Origin of the sequence: Pontibacter ummariensis (genome assembly GCF_900188175.1) — a bacterium.
In the GTDB taxonomy this organism is placed as follows: Bacteria; Bacteroidota; Bacteroidia; order Cytophagales; family Hymenobacteraceae; genus Pontibacter; species Pontibacter ummariensis.
Window position 1 is genome coordinate 1 of record NZ_FZOQ01000031.1, and the last position, 23,132, is coordinate 23,132.

Consider the following 23,132-nt stretch of genomic DNA (forward strand, 5'->3'; position numbering starts at 1 on the left):
CTCAATCTAAGCCAGCAGGACAACACACCGAAAAAGGTTAGGGTGGGGGAGGATTTGGGCTACGACGCTAAAAATAGCCTAGTGGAGCTTTACCTGGATAGCAGTAGCCAGGCGGCTGGGAAGTCCATTGTGGAGCTACAGCTGCCCAAAACGTCCCTCATTGTGCTCATAGACAGGGGGGGTAAATTCGTGACACCTAATGGAGCCACTGTGCTGCAGGAAAAAGACAAGCTCATGGTAATGGTAGATAATGATGAAGAGCTGGAAAAAGTGAACAGAGTCCTTCTAGGTCATTAGTAGTTAAGACTACTAATGGCCTAGAAATTAACACATAGTAATACCATGTTTATTACCCTTTTGCTCTTTCTAAGGCTACAGTAGAGGGGTATTTGCTTTCTAGAGGTCATAAGTAACTGCTCCGGCAACTACAGAATAACGGACAGGGAAAAGGCAAGGCTGACGGAACGGTAATGTGACGAGTTATGGGAAGCTCTGGGAAAGTACCATGCGCTATCTTTCTACAAAGGAGATTTGTATTTAACATAAAATAAATTATAGTGACACTTTTATAGCAGGTGTTCCTTCATCGCACATTATAAGTCTTATAACCTTTCTTATGTTAAGTAGTGTAAGCTTGTGCTCCTGGGCTTCGTGGAGTACCACAAACCATACCAGTAGTAGTACAACACAATTATTTAGCGCTACCGCCTCCAGAAGGGAAACGTCTTTATTTTCCTGATCCTGATTCATTTTCCTAACTTAGATTGGAGCTTATCTTGTACTTTTCTCCAAGAGGGATTTCTATAAGGAGCTTACTGCTAGAGGAATCAGAGCCATCAGAAGGTTTTAAGTCCGTCTGAAGCGGCAGCCATACTTAAAAGAAGAGCAGGAAGTAAGACTCCCTGCTCTTCTAAGAATGAAGTTGATGGATGCTGTGATTTTATCTGAAAATGTAATTTACGTTTGGCAACTGCGATAACACTGGGGAATCCAGATCCAGCGCTTTGGCTCTTCCATCAACCTGAGGTGCTACAGTGCCCTTCACTTTAAGGTACTCTTCTATTACGTCGTGCACGGTATAATCCAGCACCTTCGGGTCTTTGGCATTCGGCATGCGGCAAAGCACATGGTCTGGCTCCCCACTTCTGCGGCAGGCAGCCAACGTATAAACCTTGTTCGGGTCAAGCGGCTGGCCGCCCACCGTTATGGACTGCACGCGTTCGCCCTTCGGAGCATTGGCGTTGAAAGTCATCTTCATGCCGGAGAAGCGGATCACCCAGCCTCCAAACCTTTCCAGTGGCTTCTCTGCAAACACATTGTGCAGTTCCTGCTCCATCCACTCCTGTATCTGCTGACCGGTGGCCTTGCCTGTTTTAACGTTCTCGTTCACGGGCAGCATGTTCCACACATCGCTGTAGGTGATAGGAGCTTTTCCCGACTCGTCCGGTATGATGGGTGTACCGAAACGGAAGCCGTTGGAGATAGCTATATCGGCACCAGTCTTCCAGCGTACCGCGTCTGTAATCATATTATCCAGTGCGTTTTCTACCACCAGGTAACGGTAAAGTGGTTCAGAAGTATATCCCAACACCCGCTCCATCTGCTCTTTGTAAGGAGCCATCTGCTCGTCTACTACCTTCTGCACGGAGGGGTCCGCCGGGTACTTGGCGGGGTCCACGTCGATCAGCTCGTAGCGCTGGCCCACAATCTTACCATCTTTCACATCCAGGTCCAGGCGTCCCACAAAAGAGGCGAAGGCACCAGGCTCCACCACCTGCGCATACGTTTGCTTCAGTGGCTTCCGGATACGCTCATGGGTATCGTTACCCAATATAAAATCCACGCCTTTTATCTCTTCCTGGTCAGCCAGGTAAATTTGTTTAGAGATGCCTAAGTGCGTCACAAGGAACAGGAGGTCTACTTTCTGTTCTTCCTTTAGCTCTCTGATTAATGGCTGTAGGTTGTCTTCTATTTTCTTAAAAACTAGCCCCTTGCTGAAAACCGGGTTTTGCCGGATAGGCACTTCCGGGTCATTATAGGAGATAAAGCCCAGCTTCACGCCTTTTACCTCCTTCACAATATAGGGTGGGTAGAGCATTTCTGCGCTGGACTCATCATAAATATTGGCACATATTACCGGCTTTCCGTACGAGGCCAGTACATGGCGCATTTTCTGGCTCCCGAAGATCACCTCCCAGTTGCCCGGTATCAGAAAATCATAATCCATAGCCTTAATCACAGGGCCAAACACCTCCCCTTCAGACAGCGCCGCCACGGCACTCCCCTGTATCAGGTCCCCACCGTCTACAATCACGGTGCCGCCGGGATTCTCCGCTTTTACTTGCTTAAAAATAGTTTGGATATTGGCCACGCCGCCGCGCTCCTTGAACACGAACTCTTCGTTCTCAATGAACATTTCCTGGTGGGGCAGGAGCTGGCCATGTATGTCGGCTGTCTGCAGAATGGTAATAGTCTCAACGCCGTCCCCTTTTGCCTGGGACTCTTCCTGGTTTGCTGTCTGACAGGAAGTCACCCCCAGCCCTACGAGTGGAAGAAAGGCTAAGAGTTTTTTGTTTATTCTATGAAGCATCTTTGGAATCTAGAGTATATTTTCTTAAAAGTTGTTAATGAAATTGCTTTTGCCTGGAGCTGGTATATCCGGATGAAGCCAGTTGAAGCTAGTCCGACAGGAACAAAAAGGAATTCTGTGGATAGCAACTTACCTTGGACCACAGCTAACCGACAACCTGTCTCTACCTCACCCGAAAGCATAGACAGTGGATTAAAAGGAAAAAGAAGGAATCAGCTGAACCTTGGGGGATCAGGGTCTGTGGCGGCAGCCACAGAGAAGTACACCGTCTGCTTGAAAGCAGGTTCCTGGTAGCGCAACATCGGATTAATATCAACCATTGCTTCCGCGGCCGCCGTGTAGAAGATTTTTACAGAACAGACTATCAACTTTGCACTATTTTCGGGAGTGTCCGCTTACATCATCTGCTATTGCTTCTTAACCATGCTTTGCAGAAACTCCCGAACTTCCGGAGTGTCGTATTCTGCCATGCCTTCCTGCTTAGCCACGATTTTGCCCTCCGGGGAGATGATGAACGTAGTGGGAATGGCGTTCGAATAAAACTCCTGCGGAAGCTGACCGGCCGGCAGGTATACCGGGAAAGTAAAACCTTTCTTACTGATGAACTTCTTCACCTTCTCTACACCTCCTTCGTCTACCGAAAGCATTACGAAGGCAATCTTGTCGGAGCCTACCCTTTCGTAGAGGCTTTGGATATTCGGCATTTCGGCGATGCACGGTGGGCACCAGGTTGCCCAAATGTTCATGAAAACTACTTTTCCCTTCAGGCTCTCAAAAGCCACTATTTTTCCATAAAGGTCTATCATCCTAAAACCTGCACCCGCCCTGGAGGATGCCCCTGAAGAAGATTCTACCGCTACCGCTACAGAATCGGATGCAGGTTCAGGCACATCGGCTTTCTTGATACCAGTGGCGAGCAAAAGGCGCTGCACCTGGCCGATGGCCTCTGTGTGTAAACCGGTAAGGTAAAGTATGCCGAACAGGGCCAGCATCATGGCCCAGCCGGGAATGTTTCGAAATGAAAACTTATGCTTATTCATGACTTTCTTTTTTATTGTTAATGGCCCCTCCCGGAAAGAAGAGAGGCGTAACCATAGACTAAAGCTCTACTGTGACGTACCCCTGCTGCTGCAGGTCGAACATGTAGGTAAGGCCATTTGGCACGATGTCTACACCCTCCACCAGTGTGCCGGGGTCAATGTTGAACTGCTTAAGGGACATGCCGCACACTTTATAAGTGATGCCCGCCGCCTGGCCCTTTTTGAACTCCGCTTCCATATTGCTGCCTTTGACAAAAGCCTCTACAGATCTACCGCAAGCCATGACCACTAAGCTTCCTCTGTTATAAGTGCTGTGAGATGTAATAGTCTCTGCGGTGTTGACGGCTGCTTTCAGGTGGTTGGGTTGGCTGATGAGCACGGCATAGTTGTTCTTGGGGTTTGTTTCAGCAAGCTGCTGCGGTCCTGACTGTGCTACCGAAGTGCCCATGGCACAGGCTCCCAACAGCAGCAGTAACCCCGTGGCCAGGACGGAAATATCTCTGCCTCTGCGAAGGCTGTTCAGCCTACTATTAGATTTCCTGCGCCTGGACTGGTCCAGGCCGTAATACATCGCCCCGTTTACGAGAAAGAACAGCAGCATGCCGATGAGCGCCACGTTTTTAAACAAGGGTCCGGCCCCTGTCGGGTTTGCCACCTGTACTGTCAGCGTAATCGGTAGCAGGATAAGCAAAAGCAGCATGGCCGCCAGCCTTGTCTGAAAACCGGCCAATAGCATGAAGCCCCCAAGCAGCAGCCCGATGCCGGAGAGCACGATCAATGTTTCGGCTGGCGCGATCCAGGTGGCTAAAAAGCCAAATGAGGCTTTTTCGAGCCGGGCAGCGGCACCGACTGTGTTTAATAGGTGGTTAAAGCCTGCGGCGATAAAGATCAGGCTGCCCATTATGCGCAGCACCAGAAAGGATATTTTTTGCATAGGAGTGTTTTCCATAATAACTTTTTGTTTCTTTAAAATGACAGTGATTGGCACAGACACACCATGCCTGTGTTCCCAAGAAAAGGGGACAAAAAGGAAACCGATCAGCACACTACGTGCGTATTTCCATAACCCTTACTTATGAGACATTTTAAGAAAAGCGGGGTGGGTCAGGGTCAGTCTTAAGGTGAGGCGAAAGGTACTTCTGTGGAGTTGCCAAGGTGACGCTGCTCCACAAAGGGAAAGATAGAACCCTCTCCTGCTCCTGAGCGAAGAGAGCGGCATACATCGGGGAACTACAGCCTGTGGTCACCCCGGCTGCATCCTGCTGCCGGGAGTGTGACGGGTGCCGGAAGCATTTTTTTGCACAGGTACGCTTCACCAGACGCTTTGCCCCACAATTCTTCATCAGTACAGCCTGCTCCATACTGTTCAAGCTGTTCACGCTACCTAATTTAGGAAGGTTGAACAGCAGGAACACCAGGCTGAAAATTATAAGAAAGTAGCTCTTCATTCGCTTAAAAACTCATTACCAACGCTTGCAGCTGAACGGGTACTAAGCTCAGCCGCATTGGCTTACTCAGTGAAGTTAATCATTTATACTGCTCGGCATAGTCCGGGAACACACGCTTTGCTTTGCCAGAGCATCTTCTTTGTGCAGCACATCCGCACTTCGGACAAAATCCCTGCGCCAACTGTAAGCAGGGCAGTGCCTAGCAATACTGCCTCCAAACCAAACAGGTCACTGAACAACCCCGCTGCCACGGCCCCTGCCACATAGCCGAAGTCGCGCCAGAAACGGAAAATGCCCAAGCTCTGCGGACGCTGGTTCGGGTGGGTGTTTTCAGCCACCACCGAAAGGAAGTTCGGGTACACCAGGGCCGTTCCGGCACCCAACACAACAAGTGCTGTTACCAATACAGCGTACGAACCGGCGAAAAGCAAAAGCGCAATGGCGATGCCCTGTAGCACCATGCCCAGGCTAAGCAGTTGCTTTTTGCAGTATATGTCCCCGAGCCTGCCTGTCACCAGCTGCCCCAGTCCCCACACAACTGGGTAAATACCCGCCAGCAAACCTATCTCTGCCAGTGAGTAGCCCCTTGTGGCCAGCAAGACCGGCAGCAGGCCCCACAGCATCCCGTCGTTGAGGTTGTTTACAAAACCATTGAGCGTGACAGAGCCAAGGTTGGCATGGCGCCAGGTCGTGTCTTTCCAGATGCTGCCGAGGAAGGGAATACTAGTTTGCGCTGCCTCCACTTTTACGTGTCCGTGCGTGTCACGGAGGAAGAAGATAGTCAGCAGCAAGCCCGCTATAGAAAAACCGATGCCCGGCAAGAACGCGTAGGTGACCTCGCCCGTGGCGGAGGCAATGTATCCCGCCAGAAAAGCCACCAGCCCCACGGCCAGGTAACCGGCGAACTCATTGATGCCCATCGCCAAGCCACGGTTCCTCTCCCCGACCAGGTCTATTTTCATCACCACCGTAGCCGACCAGGCAAGTCCCTGGTTTAGCCCCAGCAGCAGGTTTGCAAAGATGACCCACCCCCAACTGTTTGCATACAGCAACAGCCACGGTACCGGCAGTGCAAACAACCAGCCCGTGAGCAGCAGCTGCTTGCGGGTATACCTTGTTGCCAGGCGGCCCATCATGAGATTGGCGAAGGACTTGGCAAGACCGAAGGCTACGATAAAGGAAAGAAGCGCCGTATGCCCGCTGATGCCGAAAACGGATTCGGCTAACTCCGGAATAACGGACCGCTCCAGCCCTACCATCGCACCCACAAAGCCATTGATGAGCACCAGCAGCCAGAACTGCGCTGCGTTCTCTTTCAAGCCCAGTTTCGTTTCTTCCATTCTTTCCATTATCTAACAATTCCAGGTAAATACCGGTGGCTCAGGAGAGCGGCCACTTGACACCGATAGCCACTGCAAAGACCCATTTGCCAAACCTCCTGCGTACCTGTTATACACTGTCGCTTTATTTAGCGTGGCCAGGCCCCCACGCCACCGGACAGGTTGTAGGCCTTGAATCCCTGGTCTGAGAGCATCTGGCAAGCCGAACCGCTCCGGTTGCCACTGCGGCAGAACACATAGTACTCCTTGTCCTTGTCCAGCGTCTTTAGTGCCGACTGAAACTGAGAGGAGGTCACATCAAGGTTCTTGGCTCCTTTGATGGTTCCCGCACTGAATTCCCCAGCAGTCCGCACATCCAGCAGCTCGGCCTTGGGTGAATTTTGAAATTTTGATTTGAATGTCTTCCCGTCCAGGTTTTCGTAGTTCTTGGGAGCGGACTTGAATATATTGAACATCGCTTTCTGTCTTTTAAGTGTTTTCAATGATTGTAATATTGTAACAAAGGTACGGCTTAGGCCCTCCCCTTTCAGTGACTTTGGTCACACAGACAGAAAATGCTTCGTCTGCCCGACGGGCTTTAGCTTAAGGTGAGGTAAATAGCCCAGGCCGGCTTGAAGCCGGTCCGGGCCTACACTAAACGAAACCAAAACGCTGCTACTTTAATGTGGAAGGACAAACATATGCCGTCCTCGGCACACTTGTTTCGGCAATAGCCTTGAAGCCGCCCTCCACATTCACCACGTTGTCAAAGCCCCGGGCTTTCAGGATAGAGGCCGCAATCATGGAGCGGTAACCTCCCGCGCAGTGCAGGTACACTGCTTCCTCCTTTGGCAGTTCCGCCATATGTTCATTCAAGTAGTCCAGCGGAGCATTGCTCGCCGTCTCTACGTGCTCTGACTCGTACTCACCCGGCTTGCGCACGTCCACCACTTTGATGCCCTTGTCCTGCTCGTACAGACGGGCAAACTCGTCAGCTTTGATCGAATTGACAGCATCAACATCCTTTCCAGCTTCTTCCCAGGCGGCAAAGCCTCCCTTCAGGTAGCCGATGGTATAGTCATAGCCCACACGCGCTAACCTGGTCACAACCTCTTCCTCTCGCTCTTCATCCGTCACGAGTAATATCTGCTGTCTGATGTCCGGGATGAGCGTACCAACCCAGGGAGCAAAGCTACCGTCAATGCCGATGTTAACCGAATTCGGGATAAAGCCATTTGCAAACTCCTCCGGCTTCCTGGTGTCCAGCACCAGCGCGCCTGTCTCATTGGCCGTTGCCTCAAAGGCCTCCGGAGTCAGCGCCTGCAGCCCTTTCTCCAGTACCTCCTCTATATTGTCATAGCCCTCCCTGTTCATTTTCACGTTGAGCGGGAAGTAGCTGGGAGGGGGCAATAAGCCATCCGTTACCTCTTTGACAAACTCCCCTTTAGTCATGTCGGCGCGCAGGGCATAGTTTGTCTGCTTCTGGTGCCCTAAAGTATCGAATGTCTCTTTGCTCATGTTCTTACCACAGGCGGATCCCGCCCCGTGTGCCGGGTATACCAGCACGTCCTCGTCCAAAGGCATAATCTTGTTGCGGAGCGAGTCGTACAGGTGCCCTGCCAGCTGCTCCTGTGTCAGCTCAGATTTGGCTGCCAGGTCCGGACGTCCCACATCCCCTATAAAGAGCGTGTCTCCAGTGAAAACAGCATAGTCTTTCCCTTTCTCATCCTTCAGCAGGTAAGTAGTGGACTCCATGGTGTGCCCCGGGGTGTGAAGCATTTTAATGGTCACCTCTCCCACTCTCAGCTCCTCTCCGTCCTTTGCAATGTAAGCGGCATAGGTTGTTTGTGCGTTTGGCCCGAACACTATCTGCGCCCCTGAAGCCCTTGCCAAATCCACGTGCCCTGAGACGAAATCCGCGTGGAAGTGTGTTTCCAGTACATACTTTATTTTCGCTCCTCTTTGGTCCGCCTTCTCTAAATAGGGGCGAGTTTCACGGAGCGGGTCGATAATGACCGCCTCCCCGTTGCTTTCGATGTAATAGGCGCCCTGTGCCAGGCAGCCGGTGTATATTTGCTCAATTAACATGGCTATTTGCTTTAAATTTTTTTTTTGTTTTATGTACAAAGGTACTTTTTGTGGAGGCCTTGTTCAGTGACTTTAGTTACAGAGCAGGACCTTGTGCTTCGCTTTTAGAAGAAAAGCTCTTTTCCGATGATGTAGACGCCCATTGCGAGCACAAACCATCCGAAGGCCATCTTGAGCTTGTCCGCCTGGATCTTAGTGGACAGGAAAGACCCGAGGAAGATGCCCACAATGGAGAGCGCTGAGAAAACACCCAAGAAGCCCCAGTCAATCTCATAGTTGTAGATGTCCCCGATAAATCCGAAGAGCGACTTTGCCGCAATGATGAGTAGGGAAGTGCCTACCGCCATTTTCATGTCCAGCTTGCTGAAAAGCACCAGCGCCGGGATGATCAGGAAGCCGCCCCCTGCCCCCACCAGGCCCGTCAGCGTGCCCACCACGGCACCTTCGGCCAGAATGCCGCCATAGTTGAACTTCGGCTCTTTTAATTTAACTGGCTTACCGTTTTCATCTAAAATGTCGTGGTCTATGTTCTCGTCGGCAGTGCCGCTTGGCTTCTTATTTTGCCTGATCATGCTGATGGAGGCAAAAACCATAAGGCCGGCAAACAGCAGCATGAGCATAATACCCTTTGTCACTTCAAAACCGCCAATCGTGAAGATACTCTCCGGGATGGCCGGCACAATATAGCGGCGCGTGGCGTATACCGCCACAATGGAAGGGAGCCCGAAGACTAGTGCTGTCTTAAGACTGACCAGCCCTTTTTTGTAAAACCTGTAACTTCCCACCAGGCTGGTGGTTCCCACGATAAAAAGCGAGTAAGCCGTTGATATAACAGGACTTAGGCCCAGCAGGTAAACCAGGGCCGGCACTGTTAAGATAGAGCCTCCCCCGCCAATAAGCCCCAATGAAAGCCCGATCACAAGGGCCGCGATGTATCCTAAAATTTCCATTCTCTGTGTTGTATTATTTTGTGATACAAAAGTAGAGAGGCCTGTAGGCCGGTACAGTGACAAAAATCACATAGGAAAAAATGAATCTCATGCTGGTGCTTTTTCCATTTCTTGGACTGCCTGTGATAATCAGGGATGCTTCTCTGCTGCTTCGGGCCCAGCTCTTAAAACGGAGAACAGGGTTTGGCGTATGCTATAGAGAACGAACTACATGAAGCCATGAATTACCACTTTACCAAAAAAGTAAACTACAGCTACAAAGAGGCATTAGATAAAACCAAAGCCGCTCTTAGCAGCGAGGGCTTCGGAGTCATATCAGAGATTGATCTTAAGGAAAAGTTCAAGGAAAAGCTCTATGTGGACTTTAGGGAGTACAAAATCCTGGGTGCCTGCAACCCTAAGCTTGCCTATCAGGCTATCGGGCAGGAAGATAAGATTGGCGTGATGCTGCCATGCAACTTACTCGTACAGGAGCACGAGAATGGAGAAGTAGAGGTAACGGCCATCAATCCCATGGAATCCATGTCGGCTATTGGCAATGATAAACTAGAGGCAATAGCCAAAGAAGTGAGTCAAAGACTGGAAACGGTTATAGACAGTATTTGAAGGCAGCCTTACCCCATCATCAAGCCCACAGCTGCTTCCAAAAGCATCCTAATTAAGCAGTCGTGGGTGTATAGTTTTTTTGACACTCAGTCAGCAAAGGAGTTGTGCCGCTGCTAGACTACCTCCGTAAAGGAATGCCATTGGTGGGGTGAAAAAAAAGCTTCCCCTAATGAGGAAGCCTTTTTCTAAGAATACCATAGGTGAGTGTGCCCAGTATGGCGCTAAACAGGACGACCAGTATCACACCGTACCCATTCCCAATCAGCGTGTAAATCGGGCCGGGGCAGGCACCCGTCATGGCCCACCCTAGTCCGAAGATAGTGCCGCCAAAGAGGTAGCGGGGAATACTCATGTTCTTCGGCGAAAAGGTAATGGGGTCACCGGTAGTCGAACGGAGCTTGTACTTCTTGATGAGAGCCACGCTGATCATCCCCAGGATGACAGCTGATCCGATGATGCCGTACATGTGGAAGGAGTCGAAGCGGAACATCTCATAAATTCTGTACCAGGAAATGGCCTGGGACTTTGTCATGATGATACCAAACAAGGTACCGATTGACAGATAGGTTAAAAACTTCATGCTGTCTTTCGCTTTAAAGTGTAAGGATAACCGGGAGCAGCAGGTAAGTCATGATCAAGCCGCCGATAAAGAAGCCTACCACGGCAATCAGCGAAGGGACCTGCAGGTTGCTCAGCCCGCTGATGGCATGCCCGGAGGTACATCCCCCAGCATAGCGCGCCCCGAAACCAATGAGGAACCCGCCGATAACCAACATCACGAAGCCTCGCAGCGTAAAAAGGCTCTCCCAGCTGAAGATTTCTTCGGGCAGGTAATTTTCGCCAGGGTTATCGATTCCCAATTCCTGCAACCTCTCAATCGTATCCTGTGCTAGCGGAATCGGATCAGGCTGCTGCAGCCAGGTAGAGGCGATGAAACCGCCGATGATTGCGCCCAGCACGAAAACCAGATTCCAGGTTTGCTTTCTCCAGTCAAAGTCAAAGAAGTCACTTACCCTGCCCCCTCCTCCAATGGCGCAGGTCGTCCGCAGGGTGTCCGACACACCAAAGCTTTTACCGACAAACAGCAGCAGCACCATCGTGAAGGCTATCAATGGGCCTGCCACGTACCAGGGCCACGGCTGGCTCATCCATTCAACTAAACTTTCCATTCTTCTAAATTGATTTTTTTATTGTTATCATAATGGCAATACTCTGAGACATATTCAGATACCGTTTTATATTTATACAAAGGTACCCTATACGCCGGTAGGTCACAGTGACATTTATCACACAGCAACCATCGCTGGCAGGGGGAGTGAAAGCTAAGGGTAAAGGAATGGCCCCTTCAGCACAGCGAGGCTGCCGGATGAAGCGCCCTGAGCCCCTGTGGACGAGCTGCGTCCTTTCCTAAAGGCCTGTGGAAACTGCTACAAAGCTTTGTAACACAAGCGTATAACATGCACAAAGACTCAGAGCATGATGCAAGAAACAGCGGGCCGCGTCAGCGAAAGCTCATCGGACAAGGCCAATCAGCAGGTACAGGCTGAAATTATGGAGAACATTGGCAGGTACAAAGGGGCAAGTGAAGCGGTTTTACGGAAGCGGATACAGCAGCTCGACAAAGAATGGGACCTGGAAAGAAGCCTGGAGGTAAACGCCTCCACACTAGCGCTATCCGGCGTACTGCTAAGTGTATTTGTGGACAGGCGCTGGCTTATCCTACCCGGCGTGGTGACCCGCTTTCTGCTGCAACATGGGCTGCAGGGCTGGTGCCCCCCTCTCCCGCTACTCAATAAGCTGGGCTTCCGGTCCAGACGCGAGATAGATGAAGAGAAGTTTGCCCTTAAACTACTGCGCGGGGATTTCCAGGGTACCTCGGAGAGCTCGGATCCTGCCGCTGTTCTCAAGGCGTTCAGGAAAAGGTAAGGGATTTAGAGCAGCTCGTTTTCATTCACCGGCACTACATCCTGCTGCCCACGTGCTTTGCTGCGCAAAGAGGGATAGTTTTCTCCTATTGCAGAAAGCCTCCGGTGCACCGGTGATGGTTAGTATGAACGAAAACTACCCTTCTTCAATCCAAAGGCTTAGAGGCTTAGCCTCAAAAGGTTAAGGAGGTTCTTGCTTAACGGCTCACCTCCTCCAGTAACGTCTCCAGATCATCCCTCACGTATATTTTGTTTCTTTCCAGCTCCACCAGCTTTCGTTTCTCCAGTTGTTTCAGCAGCCTTGAGACAACCTCCCGGGAGGTACCCAGCTCACTGGCGATTTCCTGATGCGTGACCGACAGCTCCAGCGTCTTTAACTGCTTTGACTTGAGGACCAGGTACTTGAGCAGGCGCTCATCCATCTTTTTAAAAGCAATGTCATCGATGGCCTGAAACATAGCCTGAAAGCGCTTCTGGTAGGTCATCGCGACAAAGTCCTTCCATTGGCTGAACTTGTTTGTCCATTCCTCGTGCTTGCGGACAGGCACTCCCAGGACTTTTGTTTTTTCCTCTGCCACCGCTTTTACATCGCTGGGGCTGGAGGTGCTGCAGCAGGTTAAGGACACGGCGCAGGTCTGGCCGCTGTCGAGGTAGTATAACAGCAGGTCATGCCCTTCCTCATCGGTACGCATCACTTTGACAGACCCCTCCAGGATAATGGGAACCGTTTTCAAATACTGCCCGGGCTCTATGATAGGCTGCCCTGGCTCAAAATCCTGAATTTTCCCATGTTTCTCCAGCTCTTCAAGAAGAGTTGGATCTGTAATAAAAGGGATTTGCATGCTCATACAACTGTTTATGTTTAGTATAAAGTAATGTTTACTACTTGCGGGCTTACTTGGTTGATGCGAATGGTGCAGTAGCTATGGCTTTGTTGGCGTTCGTTTGTTTTCTGTGAGCTGTTTTTTCACTACAGCCAGTGTCTAAGGAAAACACAAGGCGGATACGGCGGAAGTTGTTACAATGCGGCCATAAAACTTTTGTAGGGTATACCTTTTCGCTTGCCAATACTACATAAGGTAATCTGAGGTGACTTTGAAACAGGACCTTCCGAATTTCCCTCCCTTGGCAGTATTCTTGGAAGAGAAGCACGTATGCGTAAGAAACAAGAAATTTTTTGGAATCATTGAAGCGTCGCAGCTATGGAAAAGTTTTTTCGATTTATAGGCTCTCACAACGGAAGAACAGTAAGAGTTGCAGCAGGGTTAGCGCTGATTGGGGCAGGTACCATGCGAAAGGGAAAGCCCTATTGGCCTTTGATGGCGGCAGGACTAGTCCCTCTTTCAGCAGGTTTGCTGGATAAGTGTGTTTTAGGCCCCCTGGCGGGCAAACCGTTTTCCGGTGAACGCCTCCGTGAGCAGATGAGCCGACAAAAAGTATAGCTGCCCCTTTCAGTGGCTGTATTTCCTCCTCACAAGCCGTTGCATTGTTGCGGACATAGCCCGCGGCGAGGAAGGGGGTAATTACATACACCCGTTCATGAAATGACGGCTTTTGCTGGCTTTCAGGCGTAATCCCACATCAAAGGGTGCCCTTCACTTTACCTGTCACCTGCCCTCACAGGAAGGCCTAAGCGGGGGGCGGGCTATATCACCGTTACACCCCCTCTAAATTAAGAACCTCTATGGAATTCCTGTGCAGCTTGACGGCACCTGCCTGCTCCAGCTTTTTGAGCAGACGGGAGATGACCTCCCGGGAGCTGCTGAGCTCATCGGCAATCTGCTGGTGCGAAAGCTTTAGCAGATTGCCGCTTACCTTCACGTGGCGCTTCAGGTAAAACAGAAGCCTTTCGTCCAGCCCCCTGAACACGACACTGTCCAGGGTCAGCAGGAGCTCTTCGAAGCGCTGGCGGTAGGAGGCGATCACGAAGTTGTGCCAGGACTTGTATTTGGCCAGCCACGATTCCGACAGGTGCGAAGGTATCAGGATGATTTCAGAGGCCTCCACGGCCATGGCCATGATCTGGCTTTTCTCGTCGCGGGCTGTGCACATCATGGAAAGGGCACAGGCATTGCCCGGCTCCAGGTAATACATCAGGAACTCCTTGCCTTCCTCGTCTTCGCGGTAAATTTTAAGCAAGCCTTTGGAAAGCAACACAGTCGATTTAATGTACTGACCTGTTCGCAGGGCTTCATCGCCTTCTTCAAGTTGCCTGAAGGTGCTCTGTGTCATGATCTCATCCAGAAGGGGCTGCTCTAACTGAGAAAACTTCTGCAGTAACTCACTTTTATTTGCGCTGTTCATATGCTTGCTCATTACGTTTTTCCCGAGTGCTAGATCCCCTGGTATCTTTATTTTGTTTTCCGGTCTGGGAAACGCTGCATCCCGATGGACCGCAACAGCCTGAATTCGTGACAGCCTGACCTAAAAGTAAAAAAGCAATTGCACCTACCAGTACTTCACTTGTGGCTATAGCCTGTACAAGCAGTGCTGTTCCGAGCACCAAACGAATCCAACGGGCCAGGTGCCAGCCTGTAAAGAGTTGATATTTTAAGTTCTTTATCATGCCTTTTCAGGTAAGCTAAGCGCTGCGTCCTGTTCCTGTTCCATTGCAGGCCCCGACTCCAGGGAAGCCAGGTAACGTTCCGCATCCAAGGCGGCCATACAGCCTGAACCAGCAGCTGTTACAGCCTGGCGGTAGGTAAAGTCCTGCACGTCTCCGCAGGCAAACACACCGTCGATGTTCGTTTTGGATGTACCTGGTATCGTGCGGATGTAGCCATTCCCATCCAGGTTCAGGTAATCTTTAAAAATATCGGAGTTAGGCTTATGACCAATGGCCACAAAAAAACCTTTCACCGGTATTTCACGCGTTTCGTTCGCTACCACATTCCTGACTCTGACACCTTCCACAGCCTGGTCGCCCAGGATTTCCTCGGTCACGGAATTCCAAAGGATCTCGATGTTTTTAGTTCGCTTCACACGCTCCTGCATGATGACAGAGGCACGCATTTCATCGCGCCGCACGATCATGTAGACTTTGCTTGCCAGGTTCGCCAGGTAGGTGGCCTCTTCAGCGGCCGTATCGCCGGCGCCAACGATAGCAACATCCTGCCCGCGGTAAAAGAACCCATCACACACGGCACAGGCCGAAACGCCACTGCCGTTCAGGCGTGCTTCGGACTCCAGCCCCAGCCACTTGGCAGAAGCCCCTGTTGAAATAATAACAGTTTCGGCTTCTATGACCTTCTGGTCGTCTATCGTGACTTTATGCGGTTTGGATGAGAAATCAACAGCAGTCGCGACACCGTAGCGCACATCCGTGCCAAAGCGCTCTGCCTGGCGCCTGAAGTCTTCCATCATCTGCGGGCCGTTGATACCCTCCGGATAGCCGGGGTAATTTTCCACGTCGTTGGTGATGGTGAGCTGGCCGCCTGGCTGCAGGCCCTGGTACAACACCGGTTGCAATCCTGCCCTGGATGCATAAATAGCAGCTGTGTACCCAGCTGGCCCGGAACCGATTATCAATACTTTTACCTTCTCTGTTTCCATAAGAAATATATTGTTGGCACAAGACCGACTCTCTCAGCCCTTATGCAGTTATTGATGTAGTATGACAGCAGCCCAAGTCCCATTGAACGAGGGCAGGCATGTCTAGCAAAGGTAAGATTTTCAACAGCCGTTATCCGTGATTTTAGTCACACAAGAAAGTGACGGGAGGTTGAAGAAGTCTGGTGAAGCAAAACTGAATCCTTGGTTTATGAAATAGAAACTGCCTGTGCTTACACAGCACAGGCAGTTTCTGGAGACATTGATTTCTTTGTACCCGAGGCAAGCCCTCTGCTCAGCAGGGCACCTGTTACAGTGCCATAAAGGGTGCTGCTTAGAGGACTGGAGCTGATCATACAGCTTCCGTTACAACCGTAGAAGGCGTAAAACAGGTAACCTGAAACGGCGCCTAATAGCATTCGCAACACCAGCTTGGAGCTAGCATAAGGTGCTAGTTTATTCAATTTCATACGGCCAACCGCCTATTCCCCCGTTCAGGTTATACAGTGTATCGAACCCTCTTCCTGCCATATAGTTACAGGCCTGCGCACTTCTGTTGCCGGATCTGCAGTAAACCACGTATGGCTTGGTTTTGTCCAGCGCTTCAACCTTCTGCATAAACTGGCGGTCCATCAGGTCTATTACCTGTGCGCTTGGTATCCTGCCCTGGCTTACCTCCATAGGTGTGCGCACATCCAGCACAAGGGCATCGGGTTGCTCCTGCTGAAGCCTTAACATTTCCTCAGCGGATATATCTTTATAGTTCATCGCAACAGTAATTAGGTTTGTAAGGAGATCCTTCTGCAGGATCTCCTGGTATGATTTATTTTTGCTTCAACTCCGTTACAGCTTCGCTCATGTCGAGTACCTTCACGTCCGGCAGGGCAGCCGCCACAATGCTGCTACCGGCTGCAGAGCGGTAACCGCCCGCACAGTGGACCACCACCGGCTTGTCTGCAGGAATCTCACCTGCCCGCTCCCTGAGCTCCGGTAGCGGAATGTTGATCGAGTGCTCGAAGAACTTGCCAGCCTTTACTTCTGATGAGTTGCGGATGTCGACGATGGTGAAGTCATCCTTGCGGGCTTCAAACGAAGCGCTGTCAAATGCATCGCTCATCTCACCGTCCTGCTGGTCATATACAAACACACCTTTTATTAGCAGCTCATACCCGATTCTGGCAGCTTTGGCGATGAGCTCATTCAGCTGCTCTTCGCTTTCACCGACCAGGTAATAACTTTCGTTGGGTCCCATAATGCTGCCCAGCCAGGTTTCAAATTTGTTGCCGTTCTGGATATTTATCGCGCCTTGGTAATGGCCTTTCTTGAACACCTTTTCGCTGCGGGCATCCACAATCACGGCACCTTTCTCGGGTTTGAAGTTTTTCTCCAGTCTTACGACGCCTTCTATGCTTGGCTGAAGGGCAGGAGCTCCTTTCTTGTTCAGGCTAACATCATAACCGAAGTATTTAGGTATAAATGGCTGGTCTTCTGTCAGCACCTTTACAAACTCGTCCTCGCTCATTTGCTGCAGGGCGTAGTTGCTCGCTTTCTCTGCCCCGATAGTGCTGCTGTTGGCTTCACTGAGCCCCTTGCCGCAGAGCGTGCCTGCCCCGTGGGCAGGATACACCAGCACGTCATCCTCCAGCTTCATCAGCTTATTGCGGGTGCTGTAGTACATCTCGCGTGCCAGTTCCTCGCGCTTGGCCGTTACATTACCGGCACTCTCTCGCAAGTCGGGGCGGCCCACGTCACCAATAAACAAGGTGTCTCCGGTAAATACGGCCTTATCTTTGCCCTCGTGCTCCAGCACAATGCTGATGCCGTCAGGAGAGTGACCGGGCGTGTGCAGCGACTTCAGCTTTATGTCGCCCAGCTGCAGCTCGGCTCCCTCGTCAAAAGCCTCGTGCGGGTAGTCTGCCCCTATCAGGCTATGCGCGTAAATAGTGGCTCCCGTCTTATGGTGTATTTCCAGGTGCGAGCTCACAAAGTCAGCGTGCGGGTGGGTTTCTATCACACCCACTATTTTGGCATTGTTCGCCGCAGCATAGTCATAGTAAGGCTGCGGGTCCCGTGCCGGGTCAATCAATACAACCTCACCTGTAGTCTCGCTTAAAACCGCGTATCCGTACTGCGCCAGGCCTTTGTCTTCAAACTGCTGTATTTTCATAGGTCAATTCTTTATGTTGTGATGATTCTGATTTCATTTTCTGATACAAAGGTACCGCACAGGTCGATGGCTCACAGTGACATATGTCACACAGGCCTAAGTCAATGGAGGAGCTACAATTTGAAACGTGTTTTCCCGCACTTCAGGCAGCCACAGGGGGCAGCGGATGCTTCAAGGTTAGCTTTTGGGCTACCTGCCCCCCTCTAAAAAGTTACTTGTGTGATGAAGTTCAGGTTATGGAAGTTAGTGTTATAGTACATATCCTTCAGCGGGATTTCTGTCCCCGGGGAAGCCCTTCCCACATAAAGCAACCTGAAGCTGAGGCCGTGCAATGTAGGGGTTGCCGGCCTGTAGTTTAGGTCGGCCTCCCAACCCCAGTAGGCGGCCGCGCCATACTTGTTGTGCTGGAAGTCCTTCGGGGAGGGGATCCAGGACTTGGCGACGGCGGCCTCTGAGAAGAGGGTCTCCGACCATTGCCTGCGGACTTTTGCCACCAGCAGGTCCGCGTCACCAGTTCCTTCCATCCTGCCCCTTGGCAGGGTGGCAAAAAACTGCTCGCGTCCCCACTCCCGCGGGAACAGGAACCTCCCCTCTCCCCCGATATGCAGGTAATCCAGCGACAGGTGCCAGTTTTCAGGTGCATAGGCCAGCATGCCGCCCAGCAGCCACTGTTTCTGGTCCGGGAAATACACCCGGCTGCTTTCAGGGTTGCCTCCGCCTCCTACTTGAACCTGGTAAAGGCCTTCCACCCCCACCTTTACCTGTGGGGCCACTTCCACCACCGCACGGCCATAGCTGTTGTTGGAGATGTTGTCAATCCAGTAGTTCCAGGCTTCGGCGCTGATGCGGCGGCCGGGGTGCAGTCGCAGGCCTGCCACGGCCACACCCTTTGTGCTGGTGTGGTGGGCATAGGCGGATAGGTTCCCCTGTGTATCCACCCCTGAAGGGAAAATGCCGATGGTTTCATTTGCCGGGAACCACTCTACCGTGCTGCGCGGGGAGAAATGGTCGAACCAGGCAAAAGTCAGCAGTCCTTTCTGCCAGAGAGGCACCTGGACGTTTACTCCCTGAAACGCGTAAGGCTTCATGCGCCCGTCCTGGGGGTTCATGAGCGGAGAGCGGAAGCTGAAGCGACCTATCTTCGCATGCAACCACTCCGTTTTATATTCCAGGTACAGCTCATCCAGGCGATCCAGGTCTGCCTTGTTCTCCGGATCCTGCAGGTCGAAGAGCTCCAGCTCCAGCCGCGGGAGCTTCCCCGAGAGAGGGTCCCGCCGGTTCATATCGGAAGAGAACAGGTTGTAGGTAAACAGCCCCGCAAAGCCAAGGCGGAAGCCGTGGTAGGAAGCTGTTTTGTATGCGATTTCCGCCCCGATGGCGTTGGCATGGTTGTCTGTCAGGTCACGGTGGTTCCAGGTGGCCATAAAATAGTTCCTTACGTGGCCCTCCACTTTCCCTTTTGTAAACAACTCCTGCACACTGTGTATGGCCACCGTGTCAGCCTGCTCCCGTGTTGGATGTTCCTGGCCGAAGGCAGCACACCCTGCCATCAGGAGCAGGAGTGCTGTTGCCAGTGCTTTTGTGTACTGCATTGATTTTAACGATAGACGATACGCTTCTTCTTTAGTTGAGGTGGTAGGTCATCAAAGGACGGATGCAATGGTTAACAAGTGTCTCGGCGATGCTTCCATAAAACAGGTGGTGGATGCCTTTCCGGGCATGTGTGCCAATAAGCACCAGATCCATCTCCGTTTCCTGATTGAAGTTTCGGACTCCCTCCGGCACCTTGTAATTATGGTGCAGGTGCAGCTCATAGTTTTGCAGGCCCAGGCGCCGGGCGAATTCCTGCATGTTCTGCTTTATTTCCTGGCTTCGCTTTTCATCTTTTCTTTCGATGATCTGCAAGAGATGGATCCTGGCTTCAAACAGCCGCTGAAACAGTTTTATGGTGGCGATACTCTGCTCCGGCTGCTTTTCTGCCTGAAATTCCGCTATCCAGAGCAAATTATGAATGGGGGTGATGGATGCCTGCTGATGCACCGTGATAACGGGTACATCCGTAAACCGCACCACGTGCTGCGCCTCCGAACCGGATACTTTCTCCAGCCACCCGTCGGCACCTGCTGTGCCCATGACGACAAAGTCAATGTTATGCTGGGCGGTATAGCTGGCAAGGGTAGTGGTAAGCCCGCCAAACAGCACCTCGCCGGTGAATTTGAAATCCACGTGCTGTTTCAGTTCCGTGAACTGCTCCATTGCCTTTTGCTCCAGTGCCCGGAAGGCTGCCTTGTCGATGGTGTCGGATGAGGCGATGGTGCCTCCCCAATCCGCAGCATTCATTTCTACCACGTGCACCAGGTGCGTGTTGATGGGGGTGGTCTCCATCAGGAAGGTCAAAAACTCCAGTGCTCTGAAAGACACGGGTGTAAAGTCCACCGGCACCACCACGTTTAACTTCTTTTCCATTTTCTTATTTGATTTTATGGCCTAAGCCTGTTTTGTGTATAAAATGTGCATCTTTTCTTATGCCTTGCTTTCTGCCGCTCCCGGTTTGGTGGCGACCATTCTGGTGACACAGCCTGCCCCGCTATGGTAAGCGCCTTCTTTCAATAGCGTTTCCTGTTCCTCCAGCAGGTTTATCTCCAGTGGAGTGAAATCGGAGCGGAGCATTCCGGCGGTATAAAGCATGCGCTGGTCTTTCGGCCCGCCGGAAGCATAGGCCAGTTGACCTGGATGAAAGGCTTCCAGTATCACCACTCCGCCCGGCTTCAGCCATTGAATCACGTTTCGATGCAAACGCTCCCGCAGGACAGGGAGGAAATGCGCATAAATCAGAGCCACCGCGTTAAGGCTATTTGGCTCCCTATCGAACTCAGCGGCCTCAGCCAGTCTGTAATTTATGCTTACTCCCTGTTGTTGGGCAAGCCACAAAGCTTTGGCACGGCCAGCCTCACTATAGTCGAAAGCCAGCACCTCCCAGCCTTTGAGGGCGGCGTGTACAGCGTTCCTGCCTTCGCCTTCAGCAGGCAGCAGCAGTTTGCCAGGAGTTAGTTTTTTTAACTGCTCACGGAAGAACACGTTAGGCGCTGAGCCGTAAGTCATGTCTTCCTGGCTGTACCGGTTGTTCCAGAATTCCTGCATCGTTTTATGTATTAGGATGTTGAAGGAGGAGGCTGCGGATAACAGATCGGCTTTACCGGCATGTTACAGTTGCTGCCACATTCCCCATATGTTCCATTTAACTTGTGCAAAGGTGATCAATAAAAGGAGCCTGTTCAGTGACATTGGTTACACAAGCAGACTTCAATAGAAAGAGACTGTTTAAACAATACAAAGGATAGGAGGTAAAATGGCTTGTCTTTCCTGATGGGCGGCTAATGGTGTTGATCCAGATGAAGGCTCCCACGGGCGTCTTAGAACCCTGCTAAAATGGCTCCGTATGCAACCGGTAAGCTTCCGCCTCGCTAGAAGGCTTGTTGATGCTCTCCAGCTACTTGTAGGTTTTTACCTGTAAAAGAAAACCAATGATAGAGAGAGGGACGTGCCAGAATCCCCTACCCTTAGTAACTCATGCAGCACTCGTCCTATCACAAAGCCCACGGCGGTATCCTCTCCAATGGGTACCGCTGCTAATGATTGTGGCTGTCACTGTTGTTTATTTGTGTGCCGCCTTAAGTGGTATGAAGCAAAGAAGCAACTGTAGTGGTTGGCGTACCAATTGCTTCATTGCTTGGCGTCTTCTTACTCGGGGTGTTCATGCTGCCGTCTCTCATGCGGCGGGCATCAGGAACTGCGAGGGCACATGGTGCAACACTTGCTGATTGGCATGTTCGCACCGCTGTTCCTTGTTTTGGGAGCAGCCTGCACTATAACCCCTGTCGGTCAAAGCTGTGCGGGGTGTCACAGCTGTACCAAGAAGCAGGGTATTTCAAGTACTCCACCTTTTACCAGGCCTATCCTATTCTTCATTTTTATCATAGTTATGATGATACGCTTTCAGTGAGTATCAACATTGCCGGGCTGATGAAGCTCAAGTACCATGCTGAACAGTCCCGCGTTCAGCCACATGCATGCGGAACTACACCTCCTACGGGATTCCCTAAACAAACTGTTTAAGCACTTAAAAAGAAGGTTCGGACAAAAATCCTGTCAGAAAACAGAGATAGACTGGCACCGGCTAAACTTACCAGATAGTCTGTTCAAAGAAGGTTTATCAAAAGATCAAACCTTACCAGAGCGAAAGGTTTGGACAAGTTTTCTATCCTCTAAAAAAAACAAGAGTTGGAAAGATATATGCTCTGGTGCAGTGGCTTTTTTCCTGTTGTTATGGCAATGAGTTTGCCCTGTAGGAACTTACCTGATCACCTTGGCAGCTCTGGTAGTCTTTACTGGCTTGCCTTGCCTACGGCAGAACCATAACAGAGAGCCTGAGATGGACAGCAGGGCGGGCATTAAGCCGAAGAAAGCATACAGCAGCTTTACCGGCAGCCCTGCAAAATCACCGAAGTGAATTGGGTGCAGAGCAGTTAGGAACCTGTCCAGCAAGGGTTGCTCGCTCAGAAAGAAGGGCTGCCCCAGCTCGCCTGTCTCATAATCCAGGGGTATTTTACTGTAGAAACGGCCGTAGTAGGACGGATCAGACCTTAGCCTACCCAATAGCTGCACCTGCCCCTCTGCGTTTACTGGAAAGCGAAGGTATGTAATCTCAAAGTCGGGATAGGTAGTGCCTGCCTCTGCCATAGCGGCGTCCACAGAAGCTGTTATCTCCGGCACGGACACTTCCTTTGTGCCCCCCTTTAGGGCGGCATTCACAACCGTTATGGCAAGCGAGAGCCCTGTCACGCACATGAGCAGATTAAAAGCCAGTGCCCATACCCCCACGACACGGTGCAGGCTAGAGAGCAGGCTACGCCGACTCTTGAGGGAAACTCTCTGCCGAAAGGTTAATACCTTGAGAACAGACTTGCGGTACAGCAGAAAGCCGGTTACCGTGAGCAGCAGTAGTGCCAACCCCACCAGTAGCACCGCAACTTTGCCGGGCGTGCCTGAAAGTAAATTATAGTGCAAGTTGAGCACCACGTAGGAGAAACGGTTGTGCGCCTGTTCGACAGTGGAGAGCTTCTTGCCGGTTTCAGGGTGTACGAATAGCCACCTGCGCAGCTGCCCCTGCCGCAGCTCGTACAGCAGCGCCTTATCAGACGAGGCCGGAAGCGCAGGCACACGTATGTCCCATCCCTGGTTTTCGGCTCTTACCCATCCAATCGACTTGTCAATGCGCAGTGCCTGCGCTGGTGCTCCTAACTGTGCGTGGCTTTCGTAAATGACTTCGTCTATCTTGTCGTCGAAAACCAGTATAACACCAGAAAGGCTGATAGCCAGGATAAATATCCCGGCTATCAGCCCGCTCCAGTGGTGGATAGAAAACGCTCGTTTGGTTCGCTTCTTCAAAC

The 23,132-nt window shown here is 51.4% G+C and carries 25 protein-coding genes; 5 read left to right on the forward strand and 20 right to left on the reverse strand.

Annotated elements, in window-relative coordinates; translation table 11 throughout:
• Window positions 1-297 (forward strand): TrkA C-terminal domain-containing protein (locus tag CHB92_RS22375; protein ID WP_308701872.1); only part of this gene is annotated, 297 nt, incomplete at its 5' end.
• Between the two features lie 643 nt (window positions 298-940).
• Here the strand turns inward: CHB92_RS22375 and CHB92_RS22385 are convergent.
• From CHB92_RS22385 to CHB92_RS22420, 8 genes are all read right to left on the reverse strand, one after another.
• Window positions 941-2,590 (reverse strand): bifunctional metallophosphatase/5'-nucleotidase, encoded by a 1,650-nt coding sequence (locus tag CHB92_RS22385; RefSeq protein ID WP_089321477.1) that lies wholly within the window; start codon window positions 2,588-2,590, stop codon window positions 941-943.
• A 407-nt stretch (window positions 2,591-2,997) separates the two neighbouring features.
• Complete coding sequence (locus CHB92_RS22390; protein WP_089321478.1) at window positions 2,998-3,630, reverse strand: TlpA family protein disulfide reductase; 633 nt, start codon at window positions 3,628-3,630, stop codon at window positions 2,998-3,000.
• A gap of 58 nt (window positions 3,631-3,688) precedes the next feature.
• The gene (locus tag CHB92_RS22395; RefSeq protein ID WP_245842821.1) at window positions 3,689-4,564 is read right to left on the reverse strand and encodes a DoxX family membrane protein; all 876 of its coding nucleotides are present in this window, start codon (window positions 4,562-4,564) and stop codon (window positions 3,689-3,691) included.
• Between the two features lie 151 nt (window positions 4,565-4,715).
• Window positions 4,716-5,078, reverse strand: a complete 363-nt coding sequence (locus CHB92_RS22400; protein ID WP_089321480.1) for a hypothetical protein — start codon at window positions 5,076-5,078, stop codon at window positions 4,716-4,718.
• Between the two features lie 83 nt (window positions 5,079-5,161).
• The gene (locus CHB92_RS22405; RefSeq protein WP_089321481.1) at window positions 5,162-6,418 is read right to left on the reverse strand and encodes an MFS transporter; all 1,257 of its coding nucleotides are present in this window, start codon (window positions 6,416-6,418) and stop codon (window positions 5,162-5,164) included.
• A 128-nt stretch (window positions 6,419-6,546) separates the two neighbouring features.
• Window positions 6,547-6,873 (reverse strand): rhodanese-like domain-containing protein, encoded by a 327-nt coding sequence (locus tag CHB92_RS22410; RefSeq protein WP_089321482.1) that lies wholly within the window; start codon window positions 6,871-6,873, stop codon window positions 6,547-6,549.
• A 199-nt stretch (window positions 6,874-7,072) separates the two neighbouring features.
• The gene (locus CHB92_RS22415; RefSeq protein ID WP_089321483.1) at window positions 7,073-8,485 is read right to left on the reverse strand and encodes an MBL fold metallo-hydrolase; all 1,413 of its coding nucleotides are present in this window, start codon (window positions 8,483-8,485) and stop codon (window positions 7,073-7,075) included.
• Between the two features lie 104 nt (window positions 8,486-8,589).
• Complete coding sequence (locus CHB92_RS22420) at window positions 8,590-9,435, reverse strand: sulfite exporter TauE/SafE family protein (protein ID WP_089321484.1); 846 nt, start codon at window positions 9,433-9,435, stop codon at window positions 8,590-8,592.
• Between the two features lie 219 nt (window positions 9,436-9,654).
• Here CHB92_RS22420 and CHB92_RS22425 point away from each other — a divergent pair, with 219 nt between their 5' ends.
• On the forward strand, window positions 9,655-10,041 hold the full coding sequence (locus tag CHB92_RS22425) for a DUF302 domain-containing protein (RefSeq protein WP_089321531.1): 387 nt from the start codon (window positions 9,655-9,657) through the stop codon (window positions 10,039-10,041).
• Window positions 10,042-10,207: 166 nt separating this feature from the next.
• Here CHB92_RS22425 and CHB92_RS22430 read toward each other — a convergent pair whose 3' ends face one another.
• Both CHB92_RS22430 and CHB92_RS22435 read right to left on the reverse strand, forming a co-directional pair.
• On the reverse strand, window positions 10,208-10,621 hold the full coding sequence (locus tag CHB92_RS22430) for a YeeE/YedE family protein (protein WP_089321485.1): 414 nt from the start codon (window positions 10,619-10,621) through the stop codon (window positions 10,208-10,210).
• A 13-nt stretch (window positions 10,622-10,634) separates the two neighbouring features.
• Complete coding sequence (locus CHB92_RS22435) at window positions 10,635-11,210, reverse strand: YeeE/YedE family protein (RefSeq protein ID WP_089321486.1); 576 nt, start codon at window positions 11,208-11,210, stop codon at window positions 10,635-10,637.
• A 307-nt stretch (window positions 11,211-11,517) separates the two neighbouring features.
• On the opposite strand from CHB92_RS22435, the gene CHB92_RS22440 reads away from it, so the two are divergent.
• On the forward strand, window positions 11,518-11,967 hold the full coding sequence (locus CHB92_RS22440; protein WP_089321487.1) for a hypothetical protein: 450 nt from the start codon (window positions 11,518-11,520) through the stop codon (window positions 11,965-11,967).
• A 196-nt stretch (window positions 11,968-12,163) separates the two neighbouring features.
• On the opposite strand, the gene CHB92_RS22445 is transcribed toward CHB92_RS22440, so the two are convergent.
• Window positions 12,164-12,814, reverse strand: a complete 651-nt coding sequence (locus tag CHB92_RS22445) for a Crp/Fnr family transcriptional regulator (RefSeq protein WP_089321488.1) — start codon at window positions 12,812-12,814, stop codon at window positions 12,164-12,166.
• A 354-nt stretch (window positions 12,815-13,168) separates the two neighbouring features.
• Here CHB92_RS22445 and CHB92_RS26520 point away from each other — a divergent pair, with 354 nt between their 5' ends.
• Window positions 13,169-13,408, forward strand: a complete 240-nt coding sequence (locus CHB92_RS26520) for a YgaP family membrane protein (RefSeq protein ID WP_089321489.1) — start codon at window positions 13,169-13,171, stop codon at window positions 13,406-13,408.
• Between the two features lie 214 nt (window positions 13,409-13,622).
• On the opposite strand, the gene CHB92_RS22455 is transcribed toward CHB92_RS26520, so the two are convergent.
• The 8 genes from CHB92_RS22455 to CHB92_RS22490 form a co-directional block, all read right to left on the reverse strand.
• Entirely contained in the window at window positions 13,623-14,282 is a 660-nt protein-coding gene (locus tag CHB92_RS22455) for a Crp/Fnr family transcriptional regulator (protein ID WP_245842824.1), read from the reverse strand.
• Window positions 14,254-14,532, reverse strand: coding sequence for a hypothetical protein (locus CHB92_RS25575; protein WP_144266370.1), 279 nt, complete (start codon window positions 14,530-14,532; stop codon window positions 14,254-14,256). Before CHB92_RS25575 ends, CHB92_RS22455 begins: the two co-directional genes overlap by 29 nt.
• Window positions 14,529-15,518 carry a thioredoxin-disulfide reductase gene (gene trxB, locus CHB92_RS22460; protein WP_089321490.1) on the reverse strand — a complete coding sequence of 330 codons (990 nt, stop codon included), beginning with the start codon at window positions 15,516-15,518 and terminating at the stop codon, window positions 14,529-14,531. The genes CHB92_RS25575 and trxB overlap by 4 nt, the downstream gene beginning before the upstream one ends.
• 453 nt (window positions 15,519-15,971) lie before the next feature.
• Entirely contained in the window at window positions 15,972-16,283 is a 312-nt protein-coding gene (locus CHB92_RS22470) for a rhodanese-like domain-containing protein (RefSeq protein WP_089321492.1), read from the reverse strand.
• Window positions 16,284-16,338: 55 nt separating this feature from the next.
• A complete protein-coding gene (locus tag CHB92_RS22475) occupies window positions 16,339-17,682 on the reverse strand; it encodes an MBL fold metallo-hydrolase (RefSeq protein ID WP_089321493.1) in 1,344 nt (447 codons plus the stop codon).
• A 203-nt stretch (window positions 17,683-17,885) separates the two neighbouring features.
• Entirely contained in the window at window positions 17,886-19,274 is a 1,389-nt protein-coding gene (locus CHB92_RS22480) for a porin (protein ID WP_179223134.1), read from the reverse strand.
• 31 nt (window positions 19,275-19,305) lie between these two features.
• A complete protein-coding gene (locus CHB92_RS22485; protein ID WP_089321494.1) occupies window positions 19,306-20,148 on the reverse strand; it encodes a universal stress protein in 843 nt (280 codons plus the stop codon).
• A gap of 57 nt (window positions 20,149-20,205) precedes the next feature.
• A complete protein-coding gene (locus tag CHB92_RS22490) occupies window positions 20,206-20,823 on the reverse strand; it encodes a class I SAM-dependent methyltransferase (protein ID WP_089321495.1) in 618 nt (205 codons plus the stop codon).
• A gap of 589 nt (window positions 20,824-21,412) precedes the next feature.
• Here CHB92_RS22490 and CHB92_RS26340 point away from each other — a divergent pair.
• On the forward strand, window positions 21,413-21,685 hold the full coding sequence (locus CHB92_RS26340; RefSeq protein WP_258179139.1) for a cytochrome c oxidase assembly protein: 273 nt from the start codon (window positions 21,413-21,415) through the stop codon (window positions 21,683-21,685).
• Between the two features lie 350 nt (window positions 21,686-22,035).
• Here the strand turns inward: CHB92_RS26340 and CHB92_RS22505 are convergent, their stop codons facing one another.
• Window positions 22,036-23,130 carry a PepSY-associated TM helix domain-containing protein gene (locus CHB92_RS22505; RefSeq protein ID WP_179223135.1) on the reverse strand — a complete coding sequence of 365 codons (1,095 nt, stop codon included), beginning with the start codon at window positions 23,128-23,130 and terminating at the stop codon, window positions 22,036-22,038.
• Window positions 23,131-23,132 lie beyond the last annotated feature (2 nt).

What these genes read in the sequence shown, in the direction of transcription:
- CHB92_RS26520 (WP_089321489.1), top strand. Translation starts at nt 13,169, where the DNA reads ATGGAAAAGTTTTTTCGATTTATAGGCTCTCACAACGGAAGAACAGTA.
- CHB92_RS22395 (WP_245842821.1), bottom strand. Translation starts at nt 4,564, where the DNA reads ATGCAAAAAATATCCTTTCTGGTGCTGCGCATAATGGGCAGCCTGATC.
- CHB92_RS22415 (WP_089321483.1), bottom strand. Translation starts at nt 8,485, where the DNA reads ATGTTAATTGAGCAAATATACACCGGCTGCCTGGCACAGGGCGCCTAT.
- CHB92_RS22390 (WP_089321478.1), bottom strand. Translation starts at nt 3,630, where the DNA reads ATGAATAAGCATAAGTTTTCATTTCGAAACATTCCCGGCTGGGCCATG.
- CHB92_RS22405 (WP_089321481.1), bottom strand. Translation starts at nt 6,418, where the DNA reads ATGGAAGAAACGAAACTGGGCTTGAAAGAGAACGCAGCGCAGTTCTGG.
- CHB92_RS22410 (WP_089321482.1), bottom strand. Translation starts at nt 6,873, where the DNA reads ATGTTCAATATATTCAAGTCCGCTCCCAAGAACTACGAAAACCTGGAC.
- CHB92_RS22400 (WP_089321480.1), bottom strand. Translation starts at nt 5,078, where the DNA reads ATGAAGAGCTACTTTCTTATAATTTTCAGCCTGGTGTTCCTGCTGTTC.
- CHB92_RS22445 (WP_089321488.1), bottom strand. Translation starts at nt 12,814, where the DNA reads ATGAGCATGCAAATCCCTTTTATTACAGATCCAACTCTTCTTGAAGAG.
- CHB92_RS22385 (WP_089321477.1), bottom strand. Translation starts at nt 2,590, where the DNA reads ATGCTTCATAGAATAAACAAAAAACTCTTAGCCTTTCTTCCACTCGTA.
- CHB92_RS22480 (WP_179223134.1), bottom strand. Translation starts at nt 19,274, where the DNA reads ATGCAGTACACAAAAGCACTGGCAACAGCACTCCTGCTCCTGATGGCA.
- CHB92_RS22455 (WP_245842824.1), bottom strand. Translation starts at nt 14,282, where the DNA reads ATGAGCAAGCATATGAACAGCGCAAATAAAAGTGAGTTACTGCAGAAG.
- trxB (WP_089321490.1), bottom strand. Translation starts at nt 15,518, where the DNA reads ATGGAAACAGAGAAGGTAAAAGTATTGATAATCGGTTCCGGGCCAGCT.
- CHB92_RS25575 (WP_144266370.1), bottom strand. Translation starts at nt 14,532, where the DNA reads ATGATAAAGAACTTAAAATATCAACTCTTTACAGGCTGGCACCTGGCC.
- CHB92_RS22475 (WP_089321493.1), bottom strand. Translation starts at nt 17,682, where the DNA reads ATGAAAATACAGCAGTTTGAAGACAAAGGCCTGGCGCAGTACGGATAC.
- CHB92_RS22440 (WP_089321487.1), top strand. Translation starts at nt 11,518, where the DNA reads ATGATGCAAGAAACAGCGGGCCGCGTCAGCGAAAGCTCATCGGACAAG.
- CHB92_RS22470 (WP_089321492.1), bottom strand. Translation starts at nt 16,283, where the DNA reads ATGAACTATAAAGATATATCCGCTGAGGAAATGTTAAGGCTTCAGCAG.
- CHB92_RS22430 (WP_089321485.1), bottom strand. Translation starts at nt 10,621, where the DNA reads ATGAAGTTTTTAACCTATCTGTCAATCGGTACCTTGTTTGGTATCATC.
- CHB92_RS22435 (WP_089321486.1), bottom strand. Translation starts at nt 11,210, where the DNA reads ATGGAAAGTTTAGTTGAATGGATGAGCCAGCCGTGGCCCTGGTACGTG.
- CHB92_RS22490 (WP_089321495.1), bottom strand. Translation starts at nt 20,823, where the DNA reads ATGCAGGAATTCTGGAACAACCGGTACAGCCAGGAAGACATGACTTAC.
- CHB92_RS22485 (WP_089321494.1), bottom strand. Translation starts at nt 20,148, where the DNA reads ATGGAAAAGAAGTTAAACGTGGTGGTGCCGGTGGACTTTACACCCGTG.
- CHB92_RS22420 (WP_089321484.1), bottom strand. Translation starts at nt 9,435, where the DNA reads ATGGAAATTTTAGGATACATCGCGGCCCTTGTGATCGGGCTTTCATTG.
- CHB92_RS22425 (WP_089321531.1), top strand. Translation starts at nt 9,655, where the DNA reads ATGAATTACCACTTTACCAAAAAAGTAAACTACAGCTACAAAGAGGCA.